We start from the raw sequence: 15,976 nt of genomic DNA on the forward strand, positions 1-15,976 counted from the left end.
AAGCCTTTTCATTGCCTTTTGGGCAAGGGCGCAGCGCTTGCGTGATTATAACTATGGCAGTGAATAAAAGTGATCTGAGTCGCACGCGGAAACTTGCGACGACAGTCTTAAAACTAAAAGGCACGGATCCGGATCAATGGTTATATGACCAGTATCAAGCCGTGATTGATGAAAATACAGACATTATCGTGAAAGCACTTGGACAAGCTGCGAAAAATCCGCTTGCCGCCAACGCGTTAAACAATGCAAATGCTTCAGTAGAAAGGAGTCAACAACATGAGTAAGGTCACCACAATTCTTCAATACATTATTACAGCAATCGGGACAATTTCAGGGCTGTATGCGACGGTCAAGCTGGGTATCTATGGTATGGCACACATGGAGAAGAACCCCCAAAAGGTTGAGCAAGCCCGCGACGGTTTGAAAAACGTTGCGATTGGGTTATTGATCACAATTGCGGCTGCGGCTATCATTTCCTGGCTGAAAGCGGCTTAAAAGGAAGGTGAGTACCATGCTTTCTGTTAGTTTTCAAGGCGCCCGTAAGCTACGCCGAGTGCTGAAGTCTAGGTCGCATCGGTACTCGCTAAACGCGGCACAACGCTTGCTTAGTGAAGCTGAGCAGTACGCAATCGATCATCAATTCAGTGAAGCCATTGTGATGGTGATTCACGGTGATAATGACGAGAGTGCTTTCGTTGATCAGTTGGAATTTGGTAAGCATCTTTCCTACATCAACAATCTGATTGCTGTCGTTCAGCACACGCTATCATCGGAACTTTTTTCGGATTATCCGGCGGCTGAAAAGAAGACTTTTTTAGATCGGCTTGGCCAACAGCTACAAAGTGAGAACAAGGTTCAATTGGCAACTGATACCAGATCTTCGGATCAAGAAGTGCATCCTGAGGAGCCTACGAGTGAGTCACCGCAGCTTGATGATCACTTAACCCAAAAGCAAGACCCCAAGGAGCATATTGAAGAACCTGATCCGGCGCCGCTGGCAGTTGAACAGGAAACATCTAGCGCGCGGGAGCTGATTAAAGATTTCCTAGATCCTACTCCCCGGAAAGCGCCTAGGGTTGTCACACCAGAGCCACACAAGGCTAAGCTCAATAAGCCGCATCCGCGAAGCTTGCGACTGAGTGCCACCGCGATCCGTAGAGGCTTCGTGGTCTTAGGCTTGTTGGTCGCTTGTTTCACCCTTTTTGTGGTCGGCCACAGTGTGCTGAGTAGCGCCAATCAGCCGCCGACATACTCAGGACTGATTGCCAACAAGGAATATCTGGCCGCTGCCAAAGCCTATCCGACTAAGCGGACTGTGATTGAAAACAAGTTAGCGTCTGCCGGTAGTGAAAAAGTTTTACAGAAATTCGTTGCAGCCTATCCATCAGATGAAGGCAAGTTCGATTTAGCCTTTAAGCAGACCAAATATTCACAAGTCGTTGATCTGTCCACCAAAGCAAAGATGACCACGCTACGCAAAACGATGCTTGCAATTGCCTATGTAAAAACAAATCAATTGGATCAAGCCGCTGTGCTGAATGCAGATCTGAATAGCGACAAGCTTTCATTGGTAATCGCACTGGGCTATGTCCACGCTGCACGCTTTGATGAGGCTACGGCGCTCAACAAGACGCTGAACAATAAGTCCTTGGAGAAGGCTATTGAAACAGGCCGCATCTACCAGCAGGCAATCGAAAAATATCAACGTGACGCTAACGATAAAAAGAAGTCTGCTGCCGAACGTAAGAGCGCTACGGCGAACGTCGAAGCTTTTACGCATCAGTTACAGACATTAGGAGAGTGATAGAAATGGAACCTGAACAACAAGAGGACGAAAAAAAGCGCCGCAAGTGGCCAATAATCTTATTGTTCTCGGCGGTTGTGCTAGGTGGAGGCGGCTTGTTTGCTCATAATATTGCCACCAGTCAAAATAGCTCAACTCCGGGTAAGATCCAAGTGCCGCTGAAAAAGCACACAAAAAAGAAGAGTTCGTCTGATTCATTGATTGACTCAACGACAGGGTCTTCTAAAGGACATAAGCAGTCTAAGTCTGCGGATGATTTAGTGGATTCCCTGTTGGGTGGCAACGGCGAAAGTAATGCTGCCGATGAAATTTTGAAAGCCATCGTCAATCCAGTTGGTGCTGTAGCCAAGGCTGTTACTTCAGACACTACTAAGGAGTTCGTCGCCTTGGCGGCAAAGGCGCTTGCCAGCGATGATGACGATTCGGTCAAAAAGAATGCTGACAAAGTGACGGTTGTAGATGCTGGTAATCACGACGCAACCTTGACACCGCTTGATAATGTGACTGGAAATGCAACTGGTGATCAGTCTAATTTAGACGCTACACCTGTATTGCCAAGTGATGGGGGAACGACTACCGACTCAGAAACCGCTACTCCAGGTAATGGTGGATCAGATACAGGTGATGACTCCGGACAAACGACGCCTGTCAAGGTTGATCATGTACCAGTAATCTTGGCTTTAGGGTCTATGAGGTTCCATTCCCATCAACATTTTATCAACTATCTCACGGGTGTTGTTGCACGCGATGCTGAAGATGGGAACTTGATCAAAGCTGTTCATGTGGACGCTTCAAGCGTTGACACGAATACTCCTGGAACTTATTGGGTGAACTACTCAGTTACAGACAGTGCCGGTCATACGACAAGCACAAAGCGTGAAGTAGTCATCTATAATGACGCGCCGGCACTTTATGTGACCAACTCTAAGACGTCAATCGAGGTTGGGACCACTTTTAATGCCATGAGTGGCGTTATTGCACGCGACTTCCAAGATGGCGATCTTTCTGGTCGGGTAGCCGTTAGTGGTAGCGTCGATACGTCGAAGCCTGGTGTTTATGATCTGAACTACCAGATTGCAGATAACAACGGCGCACCTGCTACGGCAAAGCAAGAGGTTACAGTATTTGCAGACAAGCCGACGTTAGATATCAGCAAAATTCCGACCACGATTAAAGTGGGCGAACATGTAAAGGTTCATGACGTTACGGCAAGCAGTAAATATGGCGACGTTAGCATTGAACTCAGTGGTGGTGTTGACTCAGATACCCCAGGCCAGTACAAGCTTACCTACACTGTTACCGATAAATTTGGTCAACAGACGACCGCAAGTACCATCGTTACCGTGCAATCATCAGATAACCCAACGACTAGTGATTCGACTGAAGGGTCTGAGTCTTCCGCCTCGGCGGTCGACTCGGACTCTACGGAAGATTCCGAAGCCGTGATGCAGTGATATGAATTTACGACTAAGCAGCGTCCCTAATGAGGCGCTGTTTTCATTAGGAGGAAAGACATTATGCAAATGCAAAATACGATTTCATTCATGGGCACCGTCGTTTCACAAGCAAAAGTTAGCGAAAGCAAGAACCGTAAGTATGTGCAAATTTATATGCAAAACACACGTCATTACAACGACGGCAATACGCACACCGATTCAGCTCCTGTGCAATTCTCAGGAGATTTAGCTGAAACGTTTCTTGAGGAGATTAATAGCGGTCATTTAAGCCAAGGCACTGTCGTTTTGGTCAATGGTTGCTGGTCGTCCAATTCCTACCAAACGGATGACGGCAATGCGCATACCAACTATCGAATCCAAGCATTTGATTACTACATCTTAGCGGATAATGCGAACGAGGCACCAGCGCCACGCCAAGCGCAACAACGTAGCGCCCAACCACGGCAGGAGCCACAAGTTCAGCAGCCACCAATGCCGGAGTCGAGTTTCGGACGGTCTCCTTATGACGATCCTTATCAGTCACGGGGCTAGGTGGTAGCTATGGAAAATTTGATTATTTTGGAGTCGGTGATCGGGCCGCAAATCACCGGAATGGATTGTGAGACCGGCGATCATGTGATTGCCGTGGTCACTCGTGAGCGCGCTGGTGTGCTACAAGCCATGCTAGACGACGCAGATGATCGATTGCAACAAAACATCGCCAATGATGATCCGGATGAAGATTTCACGCCAGTGCTGACGAAGTCTGAGTTTTTCCGGAAGGAGGTCTAGCAATGGCTCAAAAAAAATATCCCAAGAAGAGCCCAGAGCAGCTACAAAAAGAGATCAAGGATTTGATGACCAGTGCCATTCCGCAGATTCGGATGGATTCGATGTCTCCTAAGGATCGCGTAGAGTTTTTGAACTTCATGGCCACGCAACACAACTACTCGATTCGCAATACGGCCATGATCCGCTCGCAATATGAAGGGGCTTTGTATGTGGCTCCTTACAAGACCTGGTCGGATAAAGGGCTACACGTCAAGCGTGGTGAGCATGGCCTTAAGATTTTGGTACCAGTGTCATACAAACGATACTTTGATGACGAGTCTAAATCCTTTATGTCATACTCCAAGCTTAGCGCGGGTACGAAAGCAAAGGTAGCAGCTAAGGATTCAAGTGTGCCGACGCAGTCAGGAACATACTTTAGCTTGGGCAGCGTCTTTGATATAACCCAGACTAACGCTAAGGCCGCAGACTATCCTAAGATTTTCCCGAATCGACCCTTTGAATTTCCCGATGAGCATCCAGAAGCTGTCGATAGACTGATCGCGGCTTTGCGTGATGAAGCCAGCCAGCTTGGCGCACCAGTAACAAATTCAACGACGACCCGATTTCCAACGGTCACTGGCAAGCTTGGTGCGGCCAAAGGTGCCGCCATTAGCACGCCAGACGGCCAACCTGTCGAAATTTTTATGAAGCAGGGGCTGGGTAAGGAGGAATACGCTGCAACGCTTGTTCATGAAATCGCCCATATCCGGTTGCATAACGCTGAAAGTAAAGATGTTTCAAAGTTTTGGGATACTCACGATGTGCTGGGCAAAACCTATCGCGGAATCAAAGAATTGCAAGCGGAGATGACTAGCTATGTTGTCTGCAAGTCCATGGGAATCAATACTTTTGAACGTGCCAAGCCGTATATTGCTGGCTGGACAGATCAGTTCACAGCGGTTGATGGTGCGCCTGAGCAGCAACAAGCAGCAATTATGAATGACATTCAACGTGGCGCGAACGCCATCATCAATGACGTTTCGGCATCAATGGAAAAGTCTCAAGATCAACATCAAGAAAAAAGCCAGGGGCCAGAGCAGGTTCAGCCGACACAACGTAACAATGAACCTGTAAAGGTTAAGCAATCTGTTCAAGCGACGATGGGGCGGTGATCCGGATGAAAGCCATAAAGACGGTTACTGCGCTTTCTGCGGGCGCCTTGAACGATCGGGTCAGTGACGCGCTATATGAGCTTGAATCCGCTGGCATGGATGTTTTGGGGCTGGTTTCGGCAGGAAACTTGGTGCACACAGTCGTCATTACTTATGATGACAACCAGTCGTGGGACGCGCGCGTGGCAGCATACAATCGGCGCCACAATAAGATCTATAAGGCGGCTCAATTAGTATGTGGTTTCTTTCTTCTAGTCGCAGCCATCTGGATCGCATCGAATCAGATGGAAAAATTACCAGTAGGCCAGCCGTATCAAGTTATCGCGACGATCGCACTACTTGCTGCCGGAGTGGCCTTCGTCGATCTAATTAGCGTCATGCTGAAGCTCAGCGTTGCGAACCTTGCCCTGTACTTGATTGCCAGCTACGTTGGTGGCGGCCTTCTTCAACGGATCATGCCAGGGCTGAACGGTTGGCTGAGCTTAATCATTGCCGTTGCAACAGCAACGACGCTGGTGTTTGGTATCCAAGAAGGGATTGCAGACGTGCAGAACGCTTGGCGCCGAATACGTCTGAATAAGACTCAACGACGATAGCCGTTATGAATAAGGTAGGTATGCGCCAGAAATTCTGGTAGAATGTATTTTGGTGAGGAAAGGCCGGACGGTGGCTAGCTGCTTTCGTAAAGAAGGGAGTGATGCCTATGAGCCTTTGTTGTAGTCGTTGCTCTGAAAGGAGCAAGCATGAGTGTCTATCAGACGCTTTCCTTGATGATCGCCTTCGCGGTCCTAATCGTGGAAATCATGAAAAACGACAACAAAAAATAACCGTCCTGCTTCCCGGCTGACGGTTATTGAAAAGTAACTTGATTTAGCTGGCCACCGGAGGAATCCGGCCTTGCCTACACCGGCGGCGCTGAACAAGTGTCGTCGGTGTTTTTACTACAATTACATTATAGCGCACTCACGATCAGTGCGGCAATATCTTTATACGTTTTGATTTAGAACCGCATGCAAGCAGTCAGACAATCCCTTTGTCTGACTGCTTTTTTTCATGCAATTTGTTAAGAAGAGGTGATCACTTTAATGAATACGCCGTTTAAACAATGGAAGAAAATTCTTGCTGCTCCTAAGATGATTGCGACCGTTGGGGTACTCAGCTTCGTCGGCGTGTACATGTTTGTAAACCTGGTGACCCACGTCATCTATTACTTTGGAACGATGGCACATAACCTGATTCAGGCCGGGCCTAAAAATATTGCTAATGCGCAATTAATGTACTTTCCTTGGCGGCAGGTATTCAGCCTGAAAAGTCTGTTTGTGCCACTGACGCAGCCAGCATTCTTGCTGATTCCATTGGCAATAGCGTTGTTATTTTGGCTGTGGAAAGTGCCGATGAAGCTCTATCAGATGCGGATTGCTTATCGTGACATCAACACTGGATCAATGGGTACTGCACGCTTCGCAGAACCGGAAGAACTAGCAGTAGAAAGTGTGGCGATCCCGCTTGACGATAGTTTATATGAAGGGTATCCAGGGACGCCACAGTTGCACATTCCTCTGGATCAAGCTGATGCGTTGACCTTAACAATTCCTAAAACCTACACCATGAAGCCAGTGCAAGCGGCGATTGGTTTTGATGCGATCGCCGCCCGTAAGCAACGCGAAGGGGGTGAACTCGTTGAAAACAAGCGAGATCCCGAACCAGAGCATGGATATGACCTAGTTGATCGTAACAAGACCAACACTGCTGCGGTCGCGGGGACGCAATCAGGGAAAACTCAAGCATTCACTTATCCCAAGCTTGATTTGATCATGCGTGCAACGATCAAGGAGTCAGTGATTGTAACTGATTTAAAAGGGGATATGGTCAAGAATACGAAAGCTGAGTTTGAACGTCATGGCTGGGACGTGAAGATCCTAAATCTTATCACGCCAGAATTTTCGATGGGTTATAACCCTTTGGAATTGGTCAAGGTTGCCTATTGGAAGCAAGACTATGACGAAGCGCAGCGACTTTGCAACACCCTCAGTTATTCAATCTTCCACAACGATCAAAATCATTCGGATCCGATGTGGGAGGAAGCGTCGATTGCGTTGTGTAACGCGTTAATTCTAGCCGTGTGTCGGGTCTGTTATAAAGCGGATACACCAGAACGCGTCACCATGTACACCGTTTCGGTCATGCTCAATGAACTAGGAACAAATCCTGATGAAAATGGGACAACGGCGCTAGACGAGTTCTTTGGTGGCTTGGCAATCAATGACCCGGCCAAGTTACAGTACGGCACGATTACCTTCTCTCAAGGGATTACCCGTTCCGGGATTTACACAGGCGCCATGGCGAAATTGAAGAACTTCACGCTGAACTCGATTGCCAGACTAACGTCCCATAGCGATATGGACATCTCTCAATTGGCGACCGGAGAGAAACCGATCGCTTTATTTATCTGCTATCCAGACTATGACGACTCCAACTACATGATTGTTTCCACATTCCTGTCGCAGATTTCTTACGTTTTATCGAAGTTGGCTACGATGTCTAAAGATTCGGCTTTACCGCGTCGAGTCCTGAATCTCTATGAAGAAGTTTCCAACATTCCGGCAATCTACGGCTTGTCGCGCTCGATGAACGTCGGCTTGCAGCGGGGCATCTTGTACGACTTGGTCTTTCAGTCGATCCCGCAGCTACAAGATAAGTATGGGGAGCGTGGCGCCGAAGCCATCCTCGATGCGTGTGGGAATAAGCTTTGTATCCTCCCTGAAGGCAAGCATGATCCAGAATATTTTGCATCGTTATTAGGTAAGAAGACCATCATCGCGCCTTCCCGTCATGGGGATCCACTGAGCCTGGACAAGTCATACGGCGAGAGCGAACAAGCGCGAGATTTGATGACCGCCGAAGAATTACGTCAGATGCGTAAGGGTGAGTGGATCTTGATCCGTGCCAAGCAACGTCAGGATCTTAAGGGCCAAAATATCACAGCATGGCCCGTGTTTGCAGATTCGACCAAAGGCTACGGCATGCTTTTTGCCTATGAGTACCTTGGTGATCGGTTCAACCATCCGCAGACGTTTGAAGAACTGAACGACAACAAGCGCTCAAGTCATGCTGATCTTGATTTGAGTGAGCTGGTCATCAATTGTGAGGAATTTGGTCTAGCCCCTGAAGTAGAAGGCGCGAAGAATCCTAAGAAGCCGACCAAGAAGGAAGCGGAACCGAAGGAGTTCTACGTTCATACTTCAGAAAACGTGGAGTACAAAGTCACGCAGCAGCCTGATGGCACTCGCAACATTGATGTTGTGAAGGCCGCACCGCACAAGAAGACGACTGTAGACCCGTTTGCAGGCACTAAATCTGCGTCAGAAGGAAAGGAGCATACTACTGTGAAACCTAATGTTACTAGCGAAATTAAAGAGGATCTTCGCTCGATTGAAGAAGTCTTCACCAAAGGGCAGCTTGAGATGTTACACAATGTTGTGGAGCATCACATGCCAGTTGATCGCCAATTGATATTTATGGGATATGAAACGGTTGGCGAGATGAAGATCTTTTTGATCAAGAATCGGGATCTATTGCCGGAAGCGTATCGGCAACTGAAGATCCTGTTTCAGATTAAGGATGAAGAATTGTAGGTGAAATCAATTGAGTGATTCACAAATTATATCAGTCCTAAGAGCTTATGCAGACTACCTGCACGTTACCAACTTTGTTTCTGACGGGTTACGGTGGATCGGATACATGCTCATCTACGGATTGACCACCATTGTTAATGCGCTTTCCGGAATTTTTGCAAAAATGTACAAGTTGCTGGATTTCTGGGGCTATGCGCCATTTCAGAAATTTCTTAAGACGTACGATCCTATTATCTGGGCCTTGGCCACGATTGGCATCATCTGGGCGGGCCTGATGATGATGCACAACAAGCGTGTTGATTACCATGAGAAGGGCAATAATTTCTTGGTGGCAGTATTGCTGTTTTTCGGCTTGACATTTCTTATGACCCAAGGGACGAAGCTGATTACTGCTGGTGCAGAACAAGCCATGGTGAATACACCATCGGCAGTTTCAATTTATCAAGGCAATATCACCGACGTCTATATGCTGGATAAGGCCGGGTGGAAGACGAGTGGTGGTAAAGCTAAGCTCCCCAAAACCACTAACCGGATCAAAAATATGGAAGACATCAAACTCCTAAGTATCAATGAGAAGGTCGACACGGGGGGCTGGTTTGGCGGCTCCAAGGCCAGTGACGATGGTACTAAAATCCTTGCGAAACAGTTGTCGATGAATTCAGATGGTAAATGGGAACTGCACAACATGCAAGGTGCTTTCAAAATCGATGATAATTACTATCGGTACTCTTGGCATCCATGGATTCTAGCCGCGAACCTTCTATTGTATTTGATCACGGTAGCAATCGTTATTTTCAAGTTGGTCAAGATCATTATGGAAATCAACTTCATTGGATTGCTAGCTCAAGGCGCAGCCCTCACCGATTTTGACTCGGGTAAGCGCAATCGCCAGATAATTGCCAAGCTTCGCGATTCGTTCGTAGTCGCGTTTCTACTGTGTGTGATTCTACAATTTTATGCACAATTTTTAAGCTTTATCACTCGTGCGGGAGTCGGCGGCGTTGCGCGCATTTTTGCGATGATCGGCGCCTTCCTGTTTGTGCTTGATGGCCCGAATATCATCCAAGCAGTCTTTGGTATTGATGCCGGACTATCTTCAATGGCGCAAACGATGACCAACGTCATGTTGTTAGCGCGTGGTGCTGGTAGTACGACTAAGTCTGCTTTGAATGCAACTAAGAAGCTCGGTGGTGTTGCTAAGGGGATTGCCAATAAAGGACTCGTTGGCGGGTCAGCACTGGCTGGTTTTGCCAATGGCCTAACCAAAAAGCCCAATCTACCAGGTGACAAGGTTGGTGGTGTGACACCAGCTGCTGCGTCGAATAAGAAGCCATAACTTGATCCAACGAAATCTAATGGGACGGATCAGAATCAAGCCTCTAAAGGCCCGGCTACAGCCACTCAGACAGGCGACGTTCCAACATCAGCTTCGTCAGCAGACACTGCTCAACCAAATGCTAGTGAGAAGGAGCAGGCCGCACCGGCTCTAGGTGCTGATGCCGAAAAAGGAAATAATCCTGCCAACGCCGGGTTAGACACCAATGAAGATGCGCTTGGAACTGGGGCGGTCAACGGTAACGGTATTGAAGAACCTGCCACAGCTGCGCCTGATTTGCCAGCACAAGCGGATATCGGGAGTGGCAGCATTAGTTCCTTAGGTGGTAATGATATGGTGTCTAATTCGACAACTGGTGATGCTACGGCACCACAGCTACAACAAGAAGATACCCAAGCTAGTGATGGTGGCTTAGGTGGAAGTCAAGACTACTCTGCACCAGATGTTGCGGCGCCAGAAATGCCACAAGCTGCTAAGGACTTAGTCGGGAGCAAGCTTAAGCCAGGTCAAGTTGGACAAGCAAGTCAACTGGGTACGAACACTAGATCTGCTCCATCTTTAGGCACATCAGCAGCAAGACAAGCCCTCGGTTATGGGACGAGTCCTGTACACGCTGTGCCAAATATGAGTCATGGCGAAGCCGTTCCCGTTGGCGCCGCTGACAGTCCGCAAGGAAGTTATACCACAATGCCCGGCGCGACAACGCAACCAGCCAGTGGGACTCAATCGTCGCGGCCGCAACAGCAATCGCAAGTGCTTGGTGGCAGCGGAAGTAACACAGCTAGTTACAGTGTCCCACATGTTTCCACACAATCAATGCCGCGGGCAACTGCTAGTGCAGTTCAGGCTGGGCAGACGGCAATGCTGAATGATCAACATGCCGCCTTGGACGCTCAACATCAATTTGATGCAACGACCAACCAAACGATCGGCACAGTGATCTCCAATCGATTAACCGATATCAATATCGGGGCGCACCAGTCCCTAGCGAAGTCACCAACTGTTTCGGCGGTACGACGGGCATATCGGGTTGGTCAAACTACTGGTCAAAGCCTACGCCAAGGCAAAAATCTGAAATAGGAGGCGATTAGATGTATCACAATATTTCATTTTCCAAAAAGATGATGATGAAAGCACAATATTCTAAGAACTTGACGATTGCAGACTTCATCGTGATCTTGGTAGCAGCGGGGATCTCATGGCTGCTATTCACGCGCTTTGTTTCACCGTTTCTGCAAGCCCTAGCACCAATTGAAACTGCGGTAATCACGTATCTGATGCTGTCGCCGTCTAGCGTCTATGACAAGAAAAATTACCAGGTGTTGATGCAGATTGTCCGTAAGTCACGCCGGACTTATCACGCGATCCAACGGCCTGTCTATCAATTTCATGAAGAGAAGGAAGGTGCTCGCCATGGCCGGATTTAATGCGCTTGATCGCCGGAAGGAACGTGACCAGCGGACTAAGACTGAAGAACGCAAGCAGCGCGGCAAGATTACTGCAATCTTGCCGATTGTTGGCATCAGCAAGCAGGGCTATATCATTCTCAAGAGTGGTTTGTCTACTTACTACGCGGATGTCATGAAGCCAGAAAAGCATGATCTGGATCGGTTAACTTTGCAGGAAGCTGATGCGATTGAGAATGGATCGTGGCGCTTCATGCGTCAATATACCCATTCAGTCAAAGAAATCTTCTTGAACTTCCCAGAAAATAATGACGTGCAGCAACAATATTTTCGACATTTGATCAAGGCAACCAACAATCCGTTTCTCGTCGAACAATTGGAAAAGGAACTCTACAACTTGCAGTACCTTGAGATGCATTATCGCAAGCTATCAAGTTGGATCATGTTATTCGGCACGACACCTAAGCAACTTGAAGCCAACATTGAAGACGCCAAGGCGAAGGGTGCAGTTTATGGGTTTCAGCCGACCACAATCGCAGAAAAGCAACTGATGTATCGGCTGATGAACAATCCGGGGGTGGATACCAGTGAAGAAGAACAATAGCAAAATTGATGATGGGTTTGTCTATCAGATCCAACCGGCTGGTGGATTAGATACCAGGAGCGAGTATTTTGTTCGCCTGGGCAGCATCTTTATGGCTTGTGTGCATGTCTATGAAATTCCCGATACCTTTAGCGATTTTTGGCTTAAAAAGCTGACGGCAGTGCATGGCGCAACGGCTGTAGTAGACTACTTCACGGACCCGAAGATCAACTATGCCAAACAAATTTCAAGCTCAATTTCAGAACTTGAGATTCAACGTCACCGCGCTTATTCAACGACTGAAAGCGACTTAATCGACCAGGAACTATTACCGTTGCGGCGATTATCCGTGGAGCTCAACAAACAAGGTGAAGTGATCAAGCAGGTCAGCATGCGCATCTATCTTTACGCAGATTCCGTGGATCGCTTGAACCGCAAAGTCAACGATGTGATCTCGGATTTGGCGACTGATGGTTATGGCGCGACAGTCTTTTTAGACGAGAACGCGGACGAATACAAGTCGATGTTCTTGCCCATTGTCGAACAGTCGCGCTTGCCTAGTGGACGCACGGGATTACCATTAAGCGGGCAGGTTATGGGGCTGGGCTATGCGCATAATCAAACCTCTCTGAGTGATCCGTATGGCTCATATTTCGGCTACACCCCAACCGGTGGGACAGTTTACTGGGACATGTTTCGTGTTACCAACACGCGGACGTATTACAATACATTTCTCTCAGGAGATTTAGGTAGTGGCAAGTCTACAAGCCTCAAGAAAATTCTCTGGGAGCGTGCTATTCGCGGAGACCTAGTACGAGTATTTGATCGGACGGGGGAGTTTGCGACATTGGTTCGCAAGTTCAATGGCACGGTGATTAATCTTGATGGCTCCGACGGGATCATCAACATGTTCCAGGTCTATCCGACGCAATATGACGAGAAGACTTCGGATCCAGATGTCATTGCTTCCTATCGTGCTCATATCGGAGGCTTGGCGATCAAGTATCGGTTGCTTGATCGAGATGCTGATGAACGCACGGCCAACGCCTTCTCACAATTGTGTGATCGTTATTACAAGCAGCATCATTATCTTGATCCAGATCGGCCGCCGGTGACTGCATTGGCAGCTAACGAGTATCCGACGCTTTCAGATATTGTGGCGTTCATTCAGCAAGCTTCCGTTAAAGGCCTTTATCCTGAGATGTCGCGCTATTATGAGTCGATTTTGTTGTCACTGGGTCAACTGAAGTCAACCTTTGGAGATCTCTTTGACGGCTATTCAAGTTTTCCAGATCTGAGCGACTTGCAGGTGGTTTCGTACCAGCTGAACACGATCGACGCAATGCAAGATTCGATTCAGGACTTACAGATTTATAACGCGATCATCGACTCGTATAACAACTGTATGCGCTTGGGGCGCGCCCAAAAGAAAGCTTACGATGCGCGTGAAAAAGACCTGATCGATGTGCAACACTGGTTGATGATTATTGATGAATGCCACACTATCTTGAACACAGACAAGTCTTTCGTCGCAGACTTTTTCGTCAAACTAATGTCCGAGGATCGCAAGATGTTTGGGTCAATTGTATTGGCCACGCAACGCTTGGAACGGATGTTTCCAAGTGGTGCTAACGTCTCAGATAAGGGCATGGTCAAGGCGGTCAATGCGCTCAATCAATTGTATTCGCTTTGCCAATACAAGGTGCTGATGAAGCACGACGTTTCAACCATCAAGACCAAAGAAGATCCAGGGATTCTCCGTTCGCTGTTTGGCAATATGATGACGGAACAGGACTTCGCTAGTCTACCGGATTTTGGTAAAGGTGAGGCATATCTCTTGGTCGGGACTGATAAGCTGCACATGAACTTCCAAGTTACAGATGATGAATTGAGGACGTTTGAAGGTGGTGCTTAATGGATTCACGTCATGAAAAGCAGGCACTGAAGAACGCCCTTTTTGTTCGGAAGTTAATTGCTTGGGCCGGCCTGCCGGCCTTACTGACAGCTATTGGAGTAGTGCTAGTGGCGGTGTTCACCGTTGGCATCGCTGCGATGTTTCTCAGTCAATCAAGTACTGATAGCAGCGACGTTGCCACCAATGGCGAATATGATCCACAGCTGGTCCGAATCGCCGCAACTGCGATGAATGCGGATCCTAGTGATGACTTCATTAAGAACTTAGAAGCTGTCATTCAGAATGAATCAGGCGGCAACGCTGCCGTCATTCAACAAGTTCAAGACATTAATTCTGGAGGCAATGAGGCCGCGGGTCTCCTGCAATATACGGCGGGGACGTTCGCTTACTATGCCCTGGAAGGGCACACCAATAGACTTAATGCACTAGATCAACTGCTGGCTTTCTTCAACAACTCGGATTGGGAATCGTCAATCGGTTGGACGACAATCATGGGGACTAAAAAAATGGAGTGGCTGCACTCAGGGCCTCAAGGATCACCACGGTTTAAGTCGGTACCTGGCAAGATTGATTTAAATGGAATCGACCAATCGGAGCTAACCGGGCAATATAAGCTGAATACTACGGGCAATACCTATCCAAAAGGTCAATGCACCTGGTTTGCTAAGGCGCGTAGTGGGTGGTCCGGCAACGGTTGGGGCAATGGTTGTCAGTGGGGTATGTCAGCCGCGGCAGCGGGCTTCACCGTGAACCATACACCCGCGGCTGGCACGATCGTAGTTTTTGCGGCTGGGCAGATGGTTGGCACCTGGCGAGCTGATCCCCAGTACGGGCACGTTGCGTATGTGGAAGCCTACAACCGTAGTGCTGGTACTATCAAAATTTCTCAAGGTGGCACGGGCTTTTCTTCGTCAACAGGGCCGAATTATCAGACCCTCAGCAACGTGTCGTCATTCGTTTATATCCATAAAAAATGAGGTGATCAAGTGAATTTTAGAATCGATAATTTAGGCCGAGTTGCATTGATCAGCTATGCCATTCTCGCAACCGTCTTGGCGGTTGTGATGGGTGGTTGTTGGTATCGTATCGCACAGCAGCAGCCACAAGTCGTCACGAAAACCCGCGTGGTGAAGTCAAAAATGCAGGCTGCGTCAAGTAGTAATTCGGAAGCTGAGTCCGTGGCCAAGGCCGCACAAAAGTCTGCTGAAGCTGAGCTCTCCTCTTACAAGTCAAGTGAACAGAAGCTCAAGAATACGGCTATCCAATACGCTAAAATCCTACAGAACTATTCGCCTAGCGTAAGCGCAAAACGGGCAGCCTTAAAGAAGCTAGCGACGCCAGAACAAGTCAATCAACTGGCGCCAACTACTGCGACTTCTGGTACTCAGACCAAGGCAACGGCTTATGAAATTGAGTGGAATACCATTACTGCGATGATCCAGCCAGGTGCTAGCAAGGATGCGTTGGTGAGTGTCCACATGACCTATTCTTACTCCTATGATAGTAGCCATACCCAATACTCAAGCGTGCTACTGGTGCGATTTGATCGAGGGCTAGTGAGCCATAGTCAGATGTTCACTGCGGTCACTGATCAGGCCGGAAGCAATCAGTAAAGCAAGGAGGAATCCTGTTGGACGTCGAAGAAAAACATGTCCAGATTTTGGACCACAACAAAGCGGAGAAGCGTTTCAAAAAGCTTTTTGGTTGGATCCTGGCGGCAATCGGCATGACGCTGGTCTTGTTCGTTGTCTTCCCCAAAAACATCAATGAATCGGGGTTAACTACGAGTAAGTCCTTTGTGATGGGCGAGAACACTTTCATCTATGCAAACGCCAAACGGTATAGCAATCAAACGTATCGGTTGGGCTTTTATGTCAGTGACAATCAGCTTGATCCGTTGGCTGCCGTCCGCGCAAAG

17 protein-coding genes and 1 pseudogene are annotated in these 15,976 nt (G+C 48.2%); all 18 read left to right on the forward strand.

Going from position 1 to position 15,976, the window contains the following annotated elements; all coding sequences use genetic code 11:
- Positions 1–284: hypothetical protein (locus tag FD01_RS16290; RefSeq protein WP_235802939.1), on the forward strand; the 284-nt coding region annotated here is incomplete at its 5' end.
- The gene (locus FD01_RS06785) at positions 277–495 is read left to right on the forward strand and encodes a hypothetical protein (protein WP_054717635.1); all 219 of its coding nucleotides are present in this window, start codon (positions 277–279) and stop codon (positions 493–495) included. The genes FD01_RS16290 and FD01_RS06785, both read left to right, overlap by 8 nt.
- 16 nt (positions 496–511) lie before the next feature.
- On the forward strand, positions 512–1,804 hold the full coding sequence (locus FD01_RS06790) for a hypothetical protein (protein ID WP_056963385.1): 1,293 nt from the start codon (positions 512–514) through the stop codon (positions 1,802–1,804).
- Positions 1,805–1,809: 5 nt separating this feature from the next.
- Entirely contained in the window at positions 1,810–3,258 is a 1,449-nt protein-coding gene (locus tag FD01_RS06795) for an immunoglobulin-like domain-containing protein (protein ID WP_056963387.1), read from the forward strand.
- A 63-nt stretch (positions 3,259–3,321) separates the two neighbouring features.
- Positions 3,322–3,792: a single-stranded DNA-binding protein gene (locus FD01_RS06800; RefSeq protein ID WP_054717632.1), complete on the forward strand. Its 471-nt coding sequence runs from the start codon at positions 3,322–3,324 to the stop codon at positions 3,790–3,792.
- Positions 3,793–3,801: 9 nt separating this feature from the next.
- Complete coding sequence (locus tag FD01_RS06805; RefSeq protein WP_054717629.1) at positions 3,802–4,032, forward strand: hypothetical protein; 231 nt, start codon at positions 3,802–3,804, stop codon at positions 4,030–4,032.
- A 2-nt stretch (positions 4,033–4,034) separates the two neighbouring features.
- Positions 4,035–5,183 carry an ArdC family protein gene (locus FD01_RS06810; protein WP_054717625.1) on the forward strand — a complete coding sequence of 383 codons (1,149 nt, stop codon included), beginning with the start codon at positions 4,035–4,037 and terminating at the stop codon, positions 5,181–5,183.
- Between the two features lie 5 nt (positions 5,184–5,188).
- A complete protein-coding gene (locus tag FD01_RS06815; protein ID WP_054717622.1) occupies positions 5,189–5,779 on the forward strand; it encodes a hypothetical protein in 591 nt (196 codons plus the stop codon).
- 147 nt (positions 5,780–5,926) lie between these two features.
- The gene (locus tag FD01_RS16590) at positions 5,927–6,010 is read left to right on the forward strand and encodes a putative holin-like toxin (protein WP_225420736.1); all 84 of its coding nucleotides are present in this window, start codon (positions 5,927–5,929) and stop codon (positions 6,008–6,010) included.
- 258 nt (positions 6,011–6,268) lie between these two features.
- A complete protein-coding gene (locus FD01_RS06820; RefSeq protein ID WP_054717619.1) occupies positions 6,269–8,818 on the forward strand; it encodes a VirD4-like conjugal transfer protein, CD1115 family in 2,550 nt (849 codons plus the stop codon).
- Between the two features lie 10 nt (positions 8,819–8,828).
- Entirely contained in the window at positions 8,829–10,154 is a 1,326-nt protein-coding gene (locus FD01_RS16595) for a pLS20_p028 family conjugation system transmembrane protein (RefSeq protein WP_404820830.1), read from the forward strand.
- Between the two features lie 333 nt (positions 10,155–10,487).
- Positions 10,488–11,234, forward strand: a complete 747-nt coding sequence (locus tag FD01_RS16600) for a hypothetical protein (protein WP_225436214.1) — start codon at positions 10,488–10,490, stop codon at positions 11,232–11,234.
- A gap of 11 nt (positions 11,235–11,245) precedes the next feature.
- Entirely contained in the window at positions 11,246–11,581 is a 336-nt protein-coding gene (locus FD01_RS06830; protein WP_054717616.1) for a hypothetical protein, read from the forward strand.
- Positions 11,568–12,164: a hypothetical protein gene (locus FD01_RS06835; RefSeq protein WP_054717613.1), complete on the forward strand. Its 597-nt coding sequence runs from the start codon at positions 11,568–11,570 to the stop codon at positions 12,162–12,164. Before FD01_RS06830 ends, FD01_RS06835 begins: the two co-directional genes overlap by 14 nt.
- Positions 12,148–14,058 (forward strand): ATP-binding protein, encoded by a 1,911-nt coding sequence (locus FD01_RS06840; protein ID WP_054717609.1) that lies wholly within the window; start codon positions 12,148–12,150, stop codon positions 14,056–14,058. Before FD01_RS06835 ends, FD01_RS06840 begins: the two co-directional genes overlap by 17 nt.
- Positions 14,058–15,035 (forward strand): CHAP domain-containing protein, encoded by a 978-nt coding sequence (locus tag FD01_RS06845; protein ID WP_056963389.1) that lies wholly within the window; start codon positions 14,058–14,060, stop codon positions 15,033–15,035. Before FD01_RS06840 ends, FD01_RS06845 begins: the two co-directional genes overlap by 1 nt.
- 9 nt (positions 15,036–15,044) lie before the next feature.
- On the forward strand, positions 15,045–15,671 hold the full coding sequence (locus FD01_RS06850) for a hypothetical protein (protein ID WP_082611745.1): 627 nt from the start codon (positions 15,045–15,047) through the stop codon (positions 15,669–15,671).
- Positions 15,672–15,688: 17 nt separating this feature from the next.
- Positions 15,689–15,976: pseudogene (locus FD01_RS06855) on the forward strand (ABC transporter ATP-binding protein); the annotation flags it as partial.

The sequence above is a fragment of the Lacticaseibacillus manihotivorans DSM 13343 = JCM 12514 genome, from assembly GCF_001435035.1.
In the GTDB taxonomy this organism is placed as follows: Bacteria; Bacillota; Bacilli; order Lactobacillales; family Lactobacillaceae; genus Lacticaseibacillus; species Lacticaseibacillus manihotivorans.